The 20,204-nt window shown below is 56.3% G+C and carries 10 protein-coding genes and 1 tRNA gene; 3 read left to right on the top strand and 8 right to left on the bottom strand.

Annotation, left to right across the window (positions count from 1 at the left end; all coding sequences use genetic code 11):
• A partial coding sequence (locus VK738_21260) for a hypothetical protein (GenBank protein ID HTD25191.1) occupies positions 1 to 723 on the top strand: 723 nt, incomplete at its 5' end.
• Positions 724 to 802: 79 nt separating this feature from the next.
• Here the strand turns inward: VK738_21260 and VK738_21255 are convergent.
• On the bottom strand, positions 803 to 1,027 hold the full coding sequence (locus tag VK738_21255) for a hypothetical protein (protein HTD25190.1): 225 nt from the start codon (positions 1,025 to 1,027) through the stop codon (positions 803 to 805).
• 42 nt (positions 1,028 to 1,069) lie between these two features.
• Here VK738_21255 and VK738_21250 point away from each other — a divergent pair, with 42 nt between their 5' ends.
• Positions 1,070 to 1,492 carry a L,D-transpeptidase family protein gene (locus tag VK738_21250; GenBank protein HTD25189.1) on the top strand — a complete coding sequence of 141 codons (423 nt, stop codon included), beginning with the start codon at positions 1,070 to 1,072 and terminating at the stop codon, positions 1,490 to 1,492.
• A 712-nt stretch (positions 1,493 to 2,204) separates the two neighbouring features.
• Positions 2,205 to 2,280: transfer RNA gene (locus tag VK738_21245), tRNA-Ala, on the top strand.
• A 56-nt stretch (positions 2,281 to 2,336) separates the two neighbouring features.
• Here the strand turns inward: VK738_21245 and VK738_21240 are convergent.
• The 7 genes from VK738_21240 to VK738_21210 form a co-directional block, all read right to left on the bottom strand.
• Positions 2,337 to 2,537 carry a hypothetical protein gene (locus tag VK738_21240; GenBank protein ID HTD25188.1) on the bottom strand — a complete coding sequence of 67 codons (201 nt, stop codon included), beginning with the start codon at positions 2,535 to 2,537 and terminating at the stop codon, positions 2,337 to 2,339.
• Positions 2,538 to 2,642: 105 nt separating this feature from the next.
• On the bottom strand, positions 2,643 to 4,442 hold the full coding sequence (locus tag VK738_21235; GenBank protein ID HTD25187.1) for a sodium:solute symporter family protein: 1,800 nt from the start codon (positions 4,440 to 4,442) through the stop codon (positions 2,643 to 2,645).
• Positions 4,443 to 4,561: 119 nt separating this feature from the next.
• Positions 4,562 to 6,712: a glycoside hydrolase family 3 C-terminal domain-containing protein gene (locus VK738_21230; GenBank protein HTD25186.1), complete on the bottom strand. Its 2,151-nt coding sequence runs from the start codon at positions 6,710 to 6,712 to the stop codon at positions 4,562 to 4,564.
• Between the two features lie 455 nt (positions 6,713 to 7,167).
• Positions 7,168 to 9,696, bottom strand: a complete 2,529-nt coding sequence (locus VK738_21225; protein HTD25185.1) for a glycoside hydrolase family 3 C-terminal domain-containing protein — start codon at positions 9,694 to 9,696, stop codon at positions 7,168 to 7,170.
• A gap of 203 nt (positions 9,697 to 9,899) precedes the next feature.
• The gene (locus tag VK738_21220) at positions 9,900 to 13,559 is read right to left on the bottom strand and encodes a carboxypeptidase regulatory-like domain-containing protein (GenBank protein HTD25184.1); all 3,660 of its coding nucleotides are present in this window, start codon (positions 13,557 to 13,559) and stop codon (positions 9,900 to 9,902) included.
• Positions 13,560 to 14,295: 736 nt separating this feature from the next.
• Positions 14,296 to 16,866 carry a thaumatin family protein gene (locus tag VK738_21215; GenBank protein ID HTD25183.1) on the bottom strand — a complete coding sequence of 857 codons (2,571 nt, stop codon included), beginning with the start codon at positions 16,864 to 16,866 and terminating at the stop codon, positions 14,296 to 14,298.
• Positions 16,867 to 16,886: 20 nt separating this feature from the next.
• Positions 16,887 to 20,183, bottom strand: coding sequence for a thaumatin family protein (locus tag VK738_21210; GenBank protein HTD25182.1), 3,297 nt, complete (start codon positions 20,181 to 20,183; stop codon positions 16,887 to 16,889).
• Positions 20,184 to 20,204 lie beyond the last annotated feature (21 nt).

Below are 20,204 nucleotides of genomic sequence, written 5' to 3'. Positions count from 1 at the left end.
GAGACTACCAAGGCATCTGGTCTCAGTGCCGGCGCCCGCGAGGTGCTGGAGTTTTTGCGCACACGCGGGGCATCGTTCTTCACTGACATTGTTCGCGCCACCGGCCGCCTCAAATCCGAAATTGAAACCGCGCTCTGGGAGCTGGTCGCTGCCGGAATGATTACCGCTGACGGCTTCGATAATCTGCGCGCCTTGATTGATCCTCGTCGCCGCACCGGCCAGGGACGCGGCCGCACTTCCCGTCCGCGCCACAGCGCTGGGCGCTGGGCCTTGCTCTATACCTCCGCGGCGCATCCCCCGAGTGATGCCGCGCGCACCCAATCCATCGAAGCCACCTGCCGTATGTTGCTCGAGCGCTACGGAGTCGTCTTCCGCGAGCTGCTGGTGCGCGAAGCTCTCGCCCCAAAATGGCGCGAGCTGCTGATGGCCTTCCGCCGCCTGGAAGAGCGTGGCGAAGTGCGCGGCGGCCGCTTCGTCAACGGATTCATCGGCGAGCAGTTCGCCTTGCCGGTTGCGGTAGAGTCGCTGCGCGCCATGCGCAACGCGCCTCTTTCCGAAGAGACGGTTACTATCTCTGCCGCCGATCCGCTGAACCTGGTTGGCATCATCGTGCCCGGTGAGCGCGTGCCCGCCATCTCCGGAAAGTTCGTGAGCTTCCGCAATGGCGTCGCCGCAGAACCCGAGAGGATTGAGACATTGAGTCATCGGGTCGTTGGCGATTGAAGCATTGAGTCATTGAATCATCGGGTCATTGGGCCATTTTGTAATTGCGTAATCGGGTAATTGTCTAATTTAGACCTGCTTATTTTTCTGTATCAAGAGCAGTACCGTCGGAGCCAAGAAAACGCCAGATCCTTCGCGCCAAAGAACGGCGATCAGGATGACAAGATGGAAACGAACTGGATGGAACAGAAAGCATGGTAATCGTTAAAACGGCATAAGAAGATAGACTGGGGGTCTGACTATGAACAGAGAACGGAGAACTGCTTTTAGCATTTTTGCTGTCGCTCTCCTCGTCGCTGTTCATTCTTACGCTGCTCGCCACACTACGACTCAGCCGCCACAAATAATGGCCGACCGCATCGTAGTCCTCAAGAGCGAGCGCACGCTCACGCTGATGCACGAGGGCAAGCCCTTCAAGACCTACAAGGTCGCTCTGGGAGGCGAGCCTATCGGCCCCAAAACCCAGCAAGGCGACCACAAGACCCCGGAGGGTACGTACACGATTGACGGCCGCAACCTGCATAGCCAGTTTCATAAAGGGTTGCATGTCTCTTATCCCAGCGCACAGGATGTGACCCAGGCGCGCAAGCGTGGCGTCTCTCCCGGCGGCGCCATCATGATTCATGGATTGCCCAACGGCATGGGCTGGGTGGGCAGCGCTCATCTAGCGCACGATTGGACTGACGGTTGCATCGCTGTCACCGACGAAGAAATTGATGAGATTTGGAAGCTGGTGCCGAACGGAACGCCGGTGGAAATAAAGCCGTGAGTCAATTGAGCCATTGCAACATCGAATCATTGAGTCATTGGGTCATTGAGCAATTTAGTAATTGTGTAATCGGGTAATTGACCCTGCATTTTCCCGTGTCTTCCGCGGTTCAATTCATTATGCCGTCAGATCAATCAGCGCCGCAACCAGATCTTATTTTGGGAAAAGACTATTACCTCGAAGATGAGCGCATGGTCTTCACCGCTGACTTCCTGCGCCGGCGGGGATATTGCTGCGAGAGCGGCTGTCGCCACTGTCCCTACGGATTCGGCCCGGAGGGATTGAAGAGAAAACTCGCGGCCGAGAAAATTGCCAGAGAAGAACCTTAAAAGATCAGCGGTCAGAGATTGTCAGAGGCAAGGCGCTTGATCGCTCGGCAAGTTATGAAGATCCAAAGAATTACCAACGCTGTAAAGACCACCGCGGCAAAAATATAGAAGCTATCCTGGGGTTTGCATATGGCCGCTGCCACCTCTATACCACAGCTTAGTGAAGTAAGAACAGTGCAGAGAACAAAGGCCATTGCCCGCCGAACACTTGCTTGACGAATATCTTTTGCAGACTTTGTGTCGCTCGTTAACATAGTCAAAATATAAAATACCCTTTCCAACTGCAAGAGTAGCACCGGCAACTGGAAGCCGGCGACTGATAACGCCGTTTGACTATCTGCTCATCCACTGCGAGAATAAATAATTGTCCCGCCTTAAACAGTGGGCCTGTGGCGCAGCTGGGAGCGCGCTTCCATGGCATGGAAGAGGTCGTCGGTTCGATCCCGACCAGGTCCACCAAATATCCCATAGCCCATCAATAACTCAGCACCACTGGCCGCCTTCGTGGTGCAATTCTATGTGGCGCGTCCTGTTTCTTTCGGGGGTGGGGGAGGCAAATTGGCGGTTTCTTCAAGGTCTCGTGGCAACGGGGCGCGCCGCCGGCCGAGCAGGAGCATCAATATCCCGAATGCCAGCAAAACCAGCCCCCAAATCAGGTTGACGTTAATGCCCAAAGAACGCTCGTAGAGTGCCTGGTTACTCAAGGCGCCAAACAAAGTCAGTACTATCCCAAACTACGTAAACAGCACGCCGATCGGCAAACGAATATCCAGTCGCATTGTGCGGAAACCTTTCTTTGGATTCCTTCTTACTGAAAATTTTTACCAAAAAATAAAATTAAGTATCACCGTCGCAACCAGCACGCCAACGGCCAGCAAAGCCGGCCTTTGATACCATTTCAAATTCTCCTCCGACGGACGCGGCGTCAGCGAATATACCAACCCGGTCAGCTCTCCTTCGCCGCGTGGCTTGGTCATCAAACTGATGATAATCGTGACAACAAAGCATACCGTCCAGGCAAAAATCGCGGTCCAGAAGTTCTGCGCCATCTCGCTGGGATAGGTGTGGATATCTGCCAGCCATCCTCCCTTCACCCCAGGAACCGCTCCCGTCGGCAAGGTGATGGCATGATGCACAGCAGCGGCCATCGTGCCCGACAGCAGGCCAAAGAAGGCACCATGCCCGGTCGTCCTCTTCCAGAACATGCCCAGCAGGAAGGTGGCAAACAAAGGCGCGTTCACGAAGGCGAAGACCAACTGCAGCATGTCCATGATGTTGTTAAAGCGGCTCGCCATATACGCCGTCATGATGGAGAGGGCTATGCCGAACACCGTCGCCATGCGCCCCATCCATAAGTAATGCTGGTCGCTCGCTCCCTTGCGCAAGTACGACTGATAAATGTCATAGGTCCATACCGTATTGAATGCGGTCACGTTGCCCGCCATGCCCGACATGAAACTGGCCAGCAAAGCGGTCAATCCCAACCCCAACATGCCGGTTGGAAAGTAGTGCAACAGCATCTGGGGAATGGCCAGATCGTAGTCCAACTCCGGATTGCCGTTCTTATCCAGCAGTGGACGGTTAGTCCCTGGCTCCAGCTTGGGTGGAATCAGCCCCATTCCCGTACTGGCGCCCGGCGCCATGGCTTGTGTACTGGCAACCTGCACTCCGCCCTGCGGAGCCGTCGGCAATGCAATTGCAATCAATCCAGGCAGGATCACGATAAAGGGAAACAGCATTTTAGGAATAGCGGCAATCAGCGGCGTGCGCCGCGCTGAATTCATCGAGTCGGCGGCCATGGCCCGCTGCACCACCAGGAAGTCTGTGCACCAGTAGCCGAACGAGAGCACAAAGCCCAGCCCCATCGCCAATCCGAACCACTCCACACCCAGGCGATTGGTGTGCGCGCTTCCCATCCCCGCCCACGAATGGACGTAGCCCGGAGACAATGTCCTGGTCAGGCCCTGCCAGCCTCCTACATTCTTCAGCCCCAGCAACACCAGGGGAAACAATCCGGCGATGATCAGGAAAAACTGCAGCACCTCGTTGTAGATAGCGCTGGTCAGCCCTCCCAGCAGAATGTAGGCCAACACAACTGCCGCTGAAGCCACAATGCCTACGTGGAAGATCCAGGAGGAATCGAGGCCGAAATGCTGAAAGGGCGCATCCAGAATGTGCAGTGTCTGGATGAGCTTGGCCATGGCATACATCGAAATCCCCGATGAGAAAATCGTCATAACGGCGAAGGAGACGGCGTTCAGCGCCCGCGTCTTTTCATCAAAGCGCAGCCGCAGGTACTCCGGTACGGAACGGGCCCGCGAGCCGTAGTAGAACGGCATCATGAAGATGCCAACAAACACCATTGCCGGGATAGCTCCAATCCAGTAAAAATGGCTGGTGGCGATGCCGTACTTCGCTCCCGAAGCCGCCATACCGATGACCTCTTGCGCACCCAAATTGGCGGACAAGAAAGCCAGACCGCAAACCCATGCGGGAATTGCGCGGCCAGCCAGAAAGAAATCTGTGCTGGTGCGGGTGTAGCGCTTCAGCACCACGCCAATGCCCAGCACGAACACGAAATATACCGTCATGATTACCCAGTCAATGCTGGTCAGTTGCATGCAAGAAATCTCCGTTTAGGGATTTTTAACCAATTTGCACTTCGAAAACGATTAGTCCAAATCATTGAGCGACATGATGAGTCGAAACCATATCATCTTCTTCCGGCAGTTGGCCAGTGCTACTCTCCGGCCTTGCTTTTGAGGTTGAACTGGCCTTGCAACCGGATGTCACGTGAAGAAGAACCCAGCATAATTTGGTAGGCACCAGGGGCTATGGTCCAGCTATGGCTCTTCACATCCCAATATGACAGCGCGCGCGGCTCCAGCACTAAATGCACATGAGCTGCTTTACCGGGCTTCAACATCACCTTCTGAAAGCCCTTCAACTGCTTGGGCGGCTGTGGGACCACATTGGTTGACGGTAAACCCAGGTAGAGTTGCACTACCTCTGCGCCCTCCAGGCTGCCCGTATTGGTTACAGTAAGATCCACGCTTACGGTTGGCTCATGCTTGCCGTCGAGAGAGATCACGTTGGGAGAGACCTTCAAATCCTTGTAGGAAAAACTGGTGTAGGAGAGGCCGTGGCCGAAGGGAAAGAGAGGAGTAATCCCCTTGGCATCGTAATGGCGGTAACCGACAAAGACTCCTTCAGAGTAGTGAGCGACGCCGCCGATGCCGGGAGCCGCCTTCTTCTGCAGGTCATATTCATATCCTTCAATGTAGGGTGCGACCGGCCCCGATCCCGGGTATTGCTCCGGCGTGTTGGCCGGAACATCTTCCAGATTTTTCGGAAAGGTGATGGGAAGTTTGCCAGAGGGATTGTAATCTCCAAAAAGCACGTCTGCCACGGCGTTGCCGTCTTCCTCACCGGGATACCATGCTTCCAGGACGGCGGCCACCTGGCCTACCCAAGGCATCAGAATGGCTCCTCCACTCTTGATAACGACAACGGTATGCGGATTCGCGGCAGCGATGGCCTGCACCAACTGGTCCTGATTTCCACTCAACGAGATTGGGTGGTCAAATCCTTCAGTGATCATATCGCCTACCATCAGCACAACCGCGTCAGAAGCGCCGGCCACGAAGAGCGCCTGAGAGATATCACTGCCATCAATAAAGTTGACGGTAACTTTTTCACCGACCCGGTTCTTGATGCCATCTACGGGATCGACGCTGTAGAGCGGGACAACATGTGAGCTGCCACCACCGCCGGTTACAGCCTTCACGGCTGCCGGCCCGATCACGGCAATGGACTTGATGCGCGAGGCATTGAGTGGAAGCACTCCTCCCTCATTCTTCAGCAGCACCATACCCTGTTCGGCGAGACGCCGGGCCGTGGCGCCGTTGGGTTGCGCCGGGAGATCCTTCACCGTCGGCGGATGATCGAAGACACCAACACGCATCATGGTCCGGAAGCGGCGGATCAATTTGTCGTCAATCACGGAGACCGGCACCTGTCCTGACTGCACCGCAGATTTCAGGTCATCGGCGAAATATTTCCCGTTGGGCATTTCCAGGTCGAGTCCGGCCATGGCGGAAGCTACCGTGCTGTGAACAGCACCGAAGTCGGAGGTGATAAACCCTTCAAACCCCCACTCCTTCCTGAGAATCTGATTCAGCAGCACGTCATTTTCACAACAGTACGTACCGTTGACCCGGGGATAGGCGCACATGAGCGAGTCAACATGTCCTTGCTTGACCGAAGCTTCAAATGCGGGTAGGTAAATTTCACGCAGCGTGCGCTCGTCGACTTCTTCGTTGACGTGAAAGCGATTTGTCTCCTGGTTGTTGGCGGCGTAGTGCTTGACGTTGGCAATCACTCCCTGGCTCTGCATACCTATAATATTGTTCACGGAAATTTGACCAGCGAGATAGGGATCTTCCCCGTAACCTTCGAAGGTCCGTCCGTTCTGCGGCACGCGCGCGATGTTAATCGTCGGCGCTTCGACCAATGCACTACCCAGATCTCTGGACTCGGCACCGATAATCACGCCGTTAAGATTGGCTAGTTCGGGGTCCCACGTGGACGCCAGCGAGATGGGAGACGGAAGCGCCGTGGCTTTCGCCTGAGGACGCGTGCCGCCAGGTCCGGCCCCGGCTGGACCGTTGGTGATCTGGAAAGCCGGAATGCCCAGCCGCGGGATTCCCGGAACATAACGAAAGTGACCGGGCTCTCGGAGGCCGTGCAGTTCCTGGATCTTTTCGTCCAAAGTCATGCGGTTGACAAGGTCGCGCGCGCGCGCCTCCGGGTCTTGCGCCCAAACTGCTGCACTCCCAACGGCCAGCACGGCCACCAGAGTATGAAACACAAACATGCGAAACGCCCTCATGAACACTCCTCCGAGAGTTTATTGGGAATAGACAGAATCTTTCCCGTACTGGTGCTACGAACAACAGATGTAATGGATATGGCGATATGTGTTTTAAGCATGTGCTTGTTCGCCGGAATTTTGAGCCCCCTAGCAGTTTCTCCTTTTTCACGTAGCGGGGAGGGGGACTTGCTAGCAAGTCAGTTTCAGATACTCTTTGGGCGTTAAGTACTTTACAATCAACCACATACAACGCCGGCAAACTAACACTTGCTGAGGTAGCGTTCATCCCCTAACGTTTACCCAAACCTCCGAAAGGCACGCCCGCATCGCTGTTGTTCTCACAACTGCAGACGTACCTCAAGAAAATTATAGGCTCCAATTCCTCGAAGACCAACGGTTTGATACCCCTTTGGTACCACTTCTTGTTACCAGGCGTACACATGACAGCTGGCGAGATGCCGGCCCTACCATTGTCACTTGCCTCCCATTGCGGATCCTGAAGCCGCTTCACCGGCTTGCAGGGTGAGCTTGCCCTGAAGATTGATCTGCTCCGCGGAACTGGCTACATAAACGTCAAAATCACCCGGTTCTGCCTTCCACCGTTTATTGTTCACGTCGTAGAACGACAGGGCTCTGCGATCAATGGTCACGCTTGCTTTGCGGGTCTCACCGGGCATCAGGTGTATTTTGGCAAATCCCTTGAGTTCTTTGACCGGACGCGGGACACTCGCATGGCGGTCCCCAACATAAACCTCGGCAACCTCCGAGCCCTCGCGCTCTCCCGTATTGGTTACGTCGAAGGAAACTGTGATCGTACCATCCTCCTTCATTATGTCAGGCGAGATCGCCAGATTGCTGTACTTGAACTTGGTGTATGACAGTCCATAGCCAAAGGGAAAAAGCGGTTTGGTAGCGGCCTTATCGAAATGCCTGTACCCTAAAAAAATACCTTCTGTATAGGTCACTTTCTTCGTATCGCCTTGCGGATAGTAGCTGTCGAAGACTGCGCTATCTTCCCAGCGGCGCTCAAAACTCACGGGCAACTTTCCCGACGGGCTGAAATCGCCGAAGAGAAGCTGGGCCAACGCGGTGCCGCCCTCTTGTCCTGGATACCAGGCGTGCACCAGGGCTGGAACGCGGTCAACCCATCGTGTCATGTCAACATTACCGCCAGCGGTCACAACCACAATGGTTTTCTTGTTGGCGCTCAGAACCTGATTGATGAGTTCATCCTGACCGGCGGGCAATTGGAATGTGCGGTCAGATCCCTCTTTTTCACTCGAGGGATCGAATCCCACAAAAACAATCGCAACGTCGGCCTGCGCAGCCAGGGTTTTAGCCGCCGGGTCGGCAAGGGTTTCAGAGCTGATAATCCCTAAGCCGATATTGGCCTCGTTGCCTTTCTCGAAATACTCCAAGGTGATTTTGTAGGCCCGACCCGCCTGCAACGTTTCATGATAGGTATGAACGGTATCGCTTTCCTGCTGCTGCCAATAGTCGATAACCGATCGATTATCGATATACAACCTGTAGCCGCCCCTGGTGGACACGTAGAATTGGTAGGCACCTGTGCTTTGCGGCGTGTAATAGCCGGTCCAACGCACCGAGAAGTTGGCGGCTGAACCGCCTCCCATGCTGCCGTGAAAATTGACGTGCCGGTCGGTTCGCGTCATGACCGGCTCACCCTGCAGATTGATGTTGTCGAAATATTCCCGCCGAAGCCCCCTCTGACCATCGCTTTCAGCAGTCATGAAATCAGTGGTGTCGAAGGCGTCGTCCCATTTGGGAACGCCGCGGTCGTAATAGACCTTTACGCTGGCGCCCTGGTAGTCGCTGAGCCCTTCCAGGTAACTGACGGCTTTAAACGGCATCACACGCGAGCTGCCCCCACCACCGGGAACAGCCGGATATGCATCCGGTCCAATCACTGCGATTGACTTGATCTTGCTTTTGTCGAGAGGCAGCAGATTGCCTTCATTCTTGAGCAGGACCATGCTGTCTTTGGCAGCTTCCAGCGCAAGCTGGCGCCCCTGCTGGTTATAACGCGGTATGCTCAAATCGGTCTGTTCACGATCCAGAAATCCAAACTGGATCGCTTTACGCAGTATTCTCCGGATTTTGTCGTCCAGCGTGGCAACCGACAACTTCCCTTCCTGGATTGCGGGAAGCAGGTTCTTGCGATTCATGAATTTGCCAGAAGGCATCTCCAAATCCAGCCCGGTGGTGGCGGCGGCAACGCCGTCATAAGTAGAATCCCAGTCCGACATTACAATGCCGTCAAAGCCCCACTCCTTTTTCGCAATCTGAGTGTTGAAATAATTGTTCTGGGTCATGTGGATGCCGTTGACCAGATTGTAGGAATCCATGATGGCGCCCACGTGCGCCTCTTTTACCGCCGCTTCAAAGGTCGGGAGATAGATTTCGCGCAAAGTCCTCTCGTCAATATCTGAGCTGACGTTGTGGCGGTCGTATTCCTGGTTGTTCCCCAGGAAATGTTTCACGGTAGCGATAACGCCCTGGCTTTGTATGCCCCTGATGTAAGCCACCGCCGTGCGCGACGCCAGGAACGGGTCCTCACCGTAGTATTCAAAATTTCTGCCCGCCATGGGCGCGCGATAGATATTCACTCCCGGCCCTAGCATGAAATGAACGCCCCGGGCGCGGGCCTCTTGCCCAATCATCGTGCCCACACGGTTGACCAGCTCGGGGTCCCAAGAGGCGGCCAGCGCGATACCCACGGGGTAGGCGGTCGAGGGGCCATAATTCCTCACCCCAACCGGTCCGTCCGCCATTTTCAAAGCCGGCAGACCAAGCCGTTCATAGCCACGAATGTAAAACGCATTCTGGCCGCCGATCATGTCAATTTTTTCTTCGAGGGTCATCTTGCTGAGAATCGAATCCACTTTTTGTTCAATCTCAGACTGGGAACGGGGCAGATCTTGCGCAAAAACACTGGGTGCAAGCAGCAACATGATTGTGAGGAAATAACAGAGTCTTCTCATTGTGAAGGTCCTTGACGTTCTACCGCGATTGCTCCTTGCCGCTTCCCGCTACTGACCTACCATGGATCATCTTCCGTAGCTCTCTACCCGCTATAGAAACGGGTTTGGGGCCGCAAGGATTTATTTCTCAAATGTTCGATTTCCCGTGGCTGGGACTCTGTTGCGAGTTGTGAGTTCTCGCAACAGAGTCCTAACCCCATGGTTCAGAAGGCGAACTTCAAACCGAATTGAAGTTGGCGTGGAGGTGCAGCCGAGTTGATGATTCCGAGGCCTCCTGAGGCACTTGTGCCCGGATTGCCCCAGTTGGCACGGTTAAAGGCGTTAAAGAAGTCTAACTGAAACAGCAGACCCATACTTTCTCGGGGCAGGCGAAACTTCTTGCGCACGGAAACGTCCCAGTCGTAATAGCCTGGACCAATGATGTTTCCCGTGGGGGCATTACCTACATGGTTGAACGGTCCGCTTGGTGCCCCGGTCGTCGGGACGGAGGCTATCACGAACGCTGGCGTGTTGGTGGTAACACCTCCTGTATTGCCCGGGTCAAACCAGCACTTGGTTACCGGCGGGCAGGTAAATCCCGAATAGATCGGTACACCAGGGACAATGTCAGCTCGTCGAGTGAAACTCTGGTTTCCCACCTCTTGCGTGGCGGTTATGGTGAGGGGTTGGCCGGTCTGGGCCCTGGTTATGCCGCCCAACTGCCAGCCTCCCAGGAGAACGCCGATTGGACCTTGCTGACTCTTGAAGAACGGGAATTCATAGTTATACGTAACTACGAAAATGTGGCGCCGGTCAAAACTCAGCGGCCCGGAATCGAAGCGCCGCCAGGTTATTGCTTGACCGTTGGGGAGAACACAGGTAAAGGCACATTCAGGTTCAGGGTTGTCGTTGATGCCGCTGGTGTCGCCTAATGCTCTCGACCAGGTATAGCTAGCCGTGGCCAGCAGGTTGCCCTTACGCTTGGTGGCAAAAAGCTGCAGGGCATTGTAGTTGGAGTTGCTGTCGCTGCGGAACTGAGTGATGTCGGTGTACCCCACGAAGGGGCGAATGGGGTTGACTACAACCTGGGTAATCCTTGTAAATGCAGGAGTAGCGTTGAGCACCGCATTGACGGTTTCAAAGGTCGGCACATTGATGTTAGGTTGGCGGACCTCATGCCTCCCCTGGTTTCCTACATAATTCATTTCCATAAGAACACCGAAGGGAAGTTCGTGCTGTATGCCAAAGCTGTACTGCATGCTCATGGCGTTTTTGAAATTCGGGTCTACCGCGCTCAGGCCAAAGATGGTCGGGGTAACCCCGGCGCCGCCGGTAATGTTCGACAGATTGGCATTGTTGTATTGTACCGACTGCAGAAAAGGCACTACGCCAGTTTGTCCGAAGATGATGTTGCCCTCGGGCTTGTCGTAGAAAATCCCGAAGCCTCCGCGAATGACGGTCTTGTCATCGCTAAACGGCGAGAAGGAAAAACCAAAGCGCGGCGCGAACAGATTTTTGCCTCCATAGAGGCCACGCGAACCTCCCGCAGGCACAGCCAGCACAAAAGCGCTGTTTCCGCCGGGCACGCGAACCAACTGCTCTGCAGGTACGGCGCCCGGACGCACCAATCCATTAATCACATATCCCTGGTCGAGAAAGGGACCACCGGGAATAGTGAAATTTCCGCCACTCAGGGTTGGAGCAGCAGCCGGGTTGTACAGGGCTGGGTCGAAGTTGGCGACGTTATTGCCCTGGGTGTAGGTCGGCCCTATGTATTGATAACGAAGACCCAATTCGAGACTCAAATTACGGGTGACCTTCCAGTTGTCGTTAATGTAGGCCTCAGTGTTGTTGTAGCGGAAGTGGCCGACCGGGTCCGCGGACTGTTGCGAGAAGCTTTGAAAGTTCCCCAGGAGCGCATCGGCGAAGGGATCGTTGGTAGTGTTCGGGTTCCCACCAGCCTGGAAGATTATTCTGCCGTTATAAGAATCCGTACGCGAGTTCTGGTCCTTACGATTGCGGGCATACATCACCCCGAATTTCAGGGTGTGGCTTCCTAGGGTCCAAGTTAGGTTATCGGAGGGGCTAATATCCACGGTGGGCGCGAGCAACGAGAAAAATGGACCTGGTGCCTGGGCAGGCCCCGCGGTTGGAGCATTATTCCCGATCCCGGTGAAGCTAATGTGAGGAATTCCATTAGGAAAAGTTCCGACGAACCCTAGCGGCGGGGTGAATTGGAAGCCATAGGTTGACCGTTGCCAGAGGTTGCCCGCGGGCGGGATGCGCTGCTTGTTCCAAGAGACGTTGAACTTCGCCTCATTGATTAGATGCGGATTGATGATCCAGACGTCGGCTACCTGATAGCTATACCCTGGCCGTATACGGTTGGTGGGAGTGGTGGGGAGGCTACCCCCGGGAACAAAGGTCCCAAAGGAGTCAATCAGGTTAAGGTCATCGTGAATATAGCGGCCGTATATGCTGTGGGCGTTGTTGAGCTGATAGTCAATACGGACGATATCTTCGCGCCAGTTTTGCGGATTGTTGGGTTGAAAAAGCGCATTTTGAGCTTGGACCGCGTTGCTGAAGGTCGAAGCCACCGTCGCCATCTTGGCATAGATCGCAGCGATGGCAGCGCCGTCGGGCGTGATGCACTGCGGCGATAACACATTCGGAGCCAAGAGCGTGCAGCCCGCGGGACGGAAGGCAGGCGGAGGCAGTTTGAGTGACTGTGCCGGTGTCAGCCCTGAAGCACTGAAGTTACCAGCCAACTCGGCCGCAGTAGGAATCGTGAGTTTTTGGGACGCGGCAAGCTGACGAATCCGCTTCCATTCCTCCCCTACGAAGAAAAACAATTTCTTATGGATAATGGGCCCGCCGAAGTTCCATCCGAAGTCGTTGTAGCGGAGAATGCTTTCCAGATTTTTGGTTGGCGTACCCGGAGGTATGTTCACCTTGTTGTTGGGGGGGATGGCATCGAATGCGTTGTTGCGCAGGTATTCAAAGGCCGTGCCGTGGAACTGATTGCCTCCGCTACGGGTCACCACATTGACGGATGCGCCGCTGTTACGCCCGTATTCCGCGGAAAAATTGGAGGTTTTGATGGAGACCTGCTGAATAAAATCAATGCCAACGTTATCCAGTTGGGTGGCGTTCGAGCCCGAGTCCATGTTGAAGCCACCGTCCACCGTAAAATTGTTGCCGTCAGCCCGGCGGCCGTTGACGCTGGAGGCGGTGGTGGACATGCCGGTGGTCAGCGCAGTCTGGTCGAAGGCGGTAAGCGCCGCACCGGGGATAAGCGAAACCAACTCTACGTAGTTGCGCTCGTTGAGGGCCAGGTTCTGCACCTGCTGAGTATCGACGGTACGGGCGAGCTCGCCGGAAACCGTATTGACGGTCTCACCTGTTGCGGTCACCTCTACGACATCGGTAGTGGCGCCGACCTGGAGCTGCAAATCCACGGCCAAGTGAGCACCGGCGGACAAATCATTGCCCGTCTTTTTGAGGCCCTTAAAACCCTGTTGTGCAGTAGCGCCCACCGTATACAAGCCGACGGGCAGATCGTCAGCAACGTAGAAGCCGTGAGCATCAGTTTTCAGGCTCCGTGAAATCTTCGTCTGCTCGTTGGTAATGGTGATGGTCGCATCAGGAATAACGGCGCCCTGAGTGTCTGTGACCGTCCCGGAGATGCGCCCGAAGACATCCTGCGCGCTGGCAGGCTGTGCAAACGCGGTCAGAAACAAAACCGCAAATACGGCCGCGAAGGCCGCTAACGCAAACCAGCGAAATTGCCCGCTCGCTTGCAAAAGAAGTGATGTTCGAAAATGCACGCGCTTTGAACGATCAGCATGTGCCTCTTGTTTTAACTGATTTAGATTCGTCTTCATGGCTGTTTCTCTCCTCCAGAGTGTTGCAAAGTATGGTCTCTATGTTTTGCCTTCCCCTTGCTCCTACTTCATGCAGCCGCTCACGCTGAGACCTGCGCGAGCCAGCTTACTGAATTCCGTCTCCGCTGATTGCGGCTTTCCGAACTTGTGTGCATCCCGGTACCTGCGGGTGTCCCCGGCCAGCGAAAAGTCACGCTGGTATTCACCGGGAGCGCGTAGTGGAACACTCGCGAGTGCCAGCGCACTTTACAAGGACTGCTCCATCACCTTCCATCGTCTGGAAAGTCTTGGTGTCACCCACGTCTAAGGCAGCCGGTTGCTGCTTTAAGCCAATAACGATCTCAGTGGCGCCAGAGGTGTTCACCCAAAGTTGGACAGGGCACCGTTGAGCCCATGCCACGCTTCCATGGGAAGCGCTAAGCACCTACAAACAGGGCGCTTGGCGCAAGCACCGAGCGGAGGCTGCATAGCTGCTTCATCCCCTTAAAGACCCCTTCCTCTCGTCGTTGCTTGCCTCAGCAGCTGTAGACAGTGCTGAGTTTTATCCAGCGCGGAGTTTCTTCTGCTTCCCAAAAGGAGTCAAGTTTCATGCGGTTAAATTAACTTTTTAAAACGTTAAATTTAACAAGCTGCCTTGTCGGGCGCTCAACAAGCAGAACTGTACCCCTCCAGAGAAAAAAGAGCCAGCGAAAAAAGAGCCTGGGGGAGGGCCTACTTCCCAGGCTCGAGTTGATTGCTACTGGACTTCGATCCCACTGACCAAGGACTTGTCTTTCAGCGTAGTAAATGTAATCGAATACTGGTTGCTGCTGTTTGCGTTCACCGTAAACTGCTTGATGACTGCCTTGTTCTTGGCGCCAGCGGCGGCAAAGATATCGAAATTGGTCAATACCGGCGTCCCGTTGATGGTCACGTTGAAGATTCGGCTCCCCGCCGTCCCCCAGAAGGTTTCAGCAAAGTGCAGCCGTACGGTATGGCTGGATCCCGCCGTGAAGCCCGGAATCGTATAGGTGAAAGTGCCAACGCGCGCGGTCTGGTAGACCGCCATGGGCGCCGGATTGGTCACTCCGCTCAGGTCAATGGTGTTGGCGTGATTAATGGTGCTGCCACCGGTGAAGTCCATGTCGGCAGCGAACGGACTCACCGCCGGCCCGCCGGCATTGATCTGGACGGGCGCAACAACACACGCTTGCGTGGTTGCGCTGGCTTGGTTCGAAGGTGACGACGTGCCGCCTGAATTTGCCGCTTCCACCAGATAGAAGTACGCGGTGTTACAGGTCAACCCAGAATCCGAGAAGGATGTGACTGTCACTCCACTCGCAATCTGGTTGCTGCTGGAGGGTGAGAAACCAGACGTCGTGCTGCGAAAGACATCGTAGGTAACGCTGGAGGTCGGCGACGCTGTCCAGCTCAGATTGATGGCGGAGCTGGAAACCGCATTCGCCATGAGATTCGAGGGCGGTTGCGGCGGCTGTACAGACCCAGTCACTGTCAGCGTCACGTTCGCAGGATGCGACAAGCTGCCGCTCGTACCGGTGATAGTGAGCGTATAGTTCCCTGCCGGAGTTGTGCTGCTGGTCGTAATGGTCGCAATGGATGTGCCCGAGCCGCTGATCGAGGCAGGATTAAAGCTGGCGCTCGCGCCGGAGGGCAATCCGCTGGCGCCCAGCGACACGCTCCCAGTAAAGCCGTTCTGCGGACTGACTGACACCGTATAGGTGGTGCTATTTCCGGCTACGACACTCTGCGAACTGGGCGTGGCTGCGATCGTGAAATCTGGGGTTCCACCCGTAGACAGCGTCAGGCTAGTCTGGAAATCATGCAGGCGATTCGCAGTAAAGGTGCTGATGAGCGGGTAATAGGTCTTCTTCGTCGCCGTAGACGGAGTGGCAAGGGTGAGCGTAGCCGTCTGGGAACCCGACCCAGAAAGCGTAACCGTGGCCGGATTGAACGTGGCTGTGCCCGGAACACCACCAAACGAAGCCAGGCTCACCGTCCCGCTGAACGCGTTCAACGGCGTGAGCGTCAGGTTATAGGTAATCGAGCTGCCCGGCGCGATGGTTTGCGGAGCAGTGGGAGTAACTTGAAGCGTGTAATCCGGCGCCGTAGGATCGGCCACCGTGATTTGCCCTTCCCAAACATTCTGATAAGCGCCGCTACGCCCCATCACCTCGATACCGCTGGTTTGAAGGCTGGGGGCGGGGCTGGTGTTCGCATGGATGGTCAGCGTCACAGGCACTACCGCGTTCGGCGTCAGCGAAACCGACGGCGTGCTGAACGTGGCGGTCGAAGCCACATGGCAGCTCGATGAGTATTTACCACCGGTGCCGGACCACGTGCAGCTCGACGGTGCGTCGTTCAAGCTTAGGGCCACCGTCCCGGTAAACGTGCTGCTGGCCGTGAGGTTCAGGTTGTAGGTCACCGAGTTACCCGGGGTCACCGTCTGGCCGTCATTGCTGGCCGTAATCAGAAAACTCGGTGAGACCGTGGGATCGCCGTTGGGGACCGTCGAAGCCGGGCAGAAGGTGACGATATAGCCGGTCGCGGGGGCGGGAAGGCAAGCGATGTCGCTCGAAGGGTCGTCATACGGATAGCCGTAAGAGGAAGGACAGTGCTTCTTGACGACCGTCCCCCGCCAATTCGTGTTCCACGAGACGTTGTTGCAGGATGCGGGCACTCCATACAGGCCGGTGCAGCCATAGTTCGGCGTCAGGTATTTTCCGAACAGGCTCTTGCACCCGACCACGTTTCCCGCCGAATCCAGGGTCCGCTGATCCCCCGTACAAAAGCTGCGGAGATCCGCCGAGCATGCGGAATTTACACAATGGTTCGGGTTGGGGTCATCGAGCTGGATCGAGATGGGAAAATCGAAGGCATCCACAATGCTGACGTCATAATTGTCGGGGATGGTGCCGCCGTCGAGGGTCCACTCAGTAAGCGTGGTGTTCCCCGCCCCGGAATGCGCGCAATTCAGAACGCCGCCGCAGTCTCCGGTGGCGCATGATCCCTTGCCGCTGCTGTCGAAGGTGCAGTTTCGCCGCCCCCAGATCCTTCCCGCAGACCACGGTATTGCAACGGTTGCGGTTGCGGTCGCGCCGGGGAGCAATTCTATACCCCCCGTAGAAGTGCCGTTGAAGACGAGGGGCCCCTGGGTGGCGGACGCCGCCGCCCAAACGGTTTCGGAGCAATTATTTTTAACCGTGAACGTACGCGTTTGAGCCGCTGCCGGAGCAGCGACGATGGCAATGATGATCAGAAACAGACCCGCTCGCTCTATTGTGCTACACGAACCAAGCTGCGTTTTCATGCACTCCTCCCAATCTGCTGCTACTGGACTTCAATCCCGCTCACCAGAGACTGGTTGACCACTGAGGTGAACGTGATCACGTACTGGCCACTGGGGTTCGCGTTTTCCGTGAACTGCTTAATCACTGCCTTGTTCTTGGCTCCGGCAGCCGCAAAAATATCGAAGTTCGTCAATACCTGAGTCCCGTTGATGGTCACATTGAACGTTCGGGAGCCGGCGGAAGCAAAGAAGGTCTCGGCAAAGTGCAGCCGCACCGTGTGGCTCGATCCCGCCCCGAATCCTGGAATCGTGTAGGTGAAGTTCCCCACGCGTGCGGTTTGATAGACCGCCATGGGCGCTGGGTTGGTCACCCCGCTGAGATCAACCGTATTGGCGTGATTGATTGTGGCGCCTCCAGCGAAATCCACGTCGGCTACGAACGGACTCACCGCCGGCCCACCCGAGTTGATCCGGATTCCCATACAGGGTGGGGTGGTAGCACTCACCTCGTTCGACGACGCTGATGTGCCGCCCGAATTGACAGCCTCGACTACATAGAAGTAGGTAGTGCTGCACGCCAACCCTCCATCCGAGAAGGACGTGCCCGTCACTCCGCTCGCGACTTGGTTGCTGCTCGAGGGTATGAAGCCGGAAGTTGTGCTGCGGAATACGCTGTAGGTCACCGCGCAGGAGGAACTGCTCGCTGCCCAGCTCAGGTTGATCTGGCTGCTGGAAGCTGCTATGGCGCTCAGTCCGCTGGGCGTGGTGGGCGGCGCGCAAGATTGGGACGTGAGAATTTCGATCCCGCTCACCAGAGAGTTGTTGACCACCGAGGTGAACTGGATCACGTAGTTGCCGCTGGAATCTGCCGCTTCCGTGAACTGCTCGATGACCGCTTTGTTCTTCGCGCCTGCGGCCGCAAAGATATCGAAGTTGGTCAATACCTGCGTGCCGTTGATAGTCACGTTGAACACCCGGGAACCAGCAGCCGCGAAGAACGTTTCAGCAAAGTGCAGCCGCACCGTCTGGCTCGACCCGGGGGCAAAACCCGGAATCGTGTAGGTGAAATTTCCTGTACGCGCGGTCTGATACACCGCCATCGGCGCCGGACTAGTCACGCCACTCAAATCAATAGTGTTGGCGTGATTGATCGTGCCGCCGCCCACGAAATCTACGTCGGCGGCAAAGGGAGCCACCGCCGGCCCGCCCGAGTTGATGGCGAGGTTCGGCCCGACGCAGGTTTGAGTTGCCGCGCTGGCCTGGTTGGTCGGCGTGGATGTACCACCCGCGTTGGCGGCTTCCACCTGATAGAAGTACATTGTGCCGCACGTCAGTCCAGAATCTGCGAAGGATGTGCTGGTCACGCCGCTCGCAATCTGGTTGCTGCTCGAAGGTGTGAAACCGGACGTCGTGCTGCGGAAGACACTGTAGGTCACCCCCGAGGTCGGCGATGGTGTCCAACCCAGGTTGATAGCGGAGCTGGAGACCGTGCTCGCTGTCAGGTTTGAGGGTGGTTGAGGTGGCGTGCCCGTGACCGTCAGTGTAACGTTGGCAGGATGCGACAAGCTGCCGCTCGTGCCCGTAATGGTCAGCGTATAGTTCCCTGCCGGAGTCGAGGTTGCGGTCGTAACCGTAAGCGTGGATGTGCCGGAACCGCTGATCGAGGCAGGATTGAAGCTCGCGTTTGAGCCCGAAGGCAAACCGCTGGCTCCCAGCGACACGGTTCCAGTGAACCCGTTCAGCGCACCGACCGATACCGTGTAGGTGGTGCTATTCCCTTGAACTACGCTCTGCGAACTGGGCGTGGCTGAGATCGTGAAGTCTGGGGTTCCGCCAGTAGACAGCGTCAGGGCGTTTTGGGAATCGTGCAGGCGGTTCCCGGTGAATGTCGTAATCAGGGGATAATAAGTCTTTTTCGTGGCGCCTGTTGAACTGTTGACTGTAAAAGTTGCCGTCTGGGCCGAGCCCGACAAGGTGACTGAACCCGGACTGAACGAGACTGTGCCCGGGGGCGTACCAAAGGAAAGGAAATTGACGGTCCCGGTGAAGCCGTTAAGCGGCGTCAGAGTCATGTTGTAAACCATCGAACCGCCCGGTGCGATGGTTTGCGGCGTGTTCGGTGTAACTTGCAGCGTGTAATCCTGCGCTGTAGGATCCGCCACAGTTAATGCGCCTTCCCAAACATTCTCCAGAGCGCCGCTTTGCCCAATCACTTCGATGTTGCTTGTGCCTAAGATCGGCGCTGGGCTGGCGTTGGCTTTGATCGTCAGCGTAACCGGGACGGTTGCGCCAGGCGTAAGCGCCACCGATGTTGTGCTAAAGGTCGCCGATGACGCGGCAGTAGAACAGCTTGCCGCTCCTCCGGCCGCCCAGGTGCAGCTTTGCGGCATGTGGGCCGTGCCCAGATTCACCGTCCCGCTGAAGGTGCTGCTTGCTATAACGTTGAGGTGGTAGGTGACGGAGTTACCCGGCGCTACTGTCTGGCCGTTATCGCTAGCGGTAATCGTGAAAGTAGGGTTGGTATTAGGGTTCGCGTTAGGAACGCTGGAATCCGGGCAGAAAGTGACTATATAACCGGGTGCGGCAGGAGGATGACATCCGAAATCGCTGGAAGCATCGTCATAAGCATAGCCGTAGACCGATGGGCATGCGTTTTTGACGACCGTTGCGCGGAAATTCGTATTCCAGGAAACGTTGTTACACGCTCCCGGCACGCCATAGGGACCACCGCAGCAGTAGTTGGGTGTGCTGTACTTTCCGCACAAGCTCTTGCACCCGACCACGTTGCCCGCCGCATCCTTATTCTGTTGGTCTGCGGGGCACAAAGTGCGCAAATCCGTCTGGCACGCGGGATTGACGCAGTGCGAGGGAGCAGGGTCGTCGAGCTGGATCGAAATGGGAAAATCGAAGGCATCCACCAGGCTGACGTCGTAGTTGTCGCTGCCGGTGGTGCCGGTCAGGGTAAACTCAGCCAGGCTGGTATTCCCCGCCCCGGTATGTGTGCATTGCAACAGACCGCCGCAGTCGCCGGTGGCGCATGATCCTTTGCCGCTGCTGTCGAAGGTGCAGTTCCGCCGTCCCCAGAACCTGCCTGCCACCCACGGTGCTGGAACACTGGTGATTACGGTGGTGCCGGGCGCCATTGCCAACCCGCCGGGGGAACCGTTGAAGACCGGCGTTGGAGTGCCCGCGCCTGCCAACCAAACGGTTTCAGAACAATTGTTCTTGATGGTGAATTGACGTGTTTGAGCCGCTACCGGAGCGGCGACGATGGCAATGATAAGCAGGAACAGACCCACCCGCTTTATAGTGCGACTCGAATCAAACTGCGTTTTCATGCACTCCTCCAAAAATTGAGT

The organism is Terriglobales bacterium, from assembly GCA_035487355.1.
Lineage (GTDB): Bacteria > Acidobacteriota > Terriglobia > Terriglobales > Acidobacteriaceae > QIAW01.
This window is presented reverse-complemented; position numbering and strand designations above follow the sequence as displayed.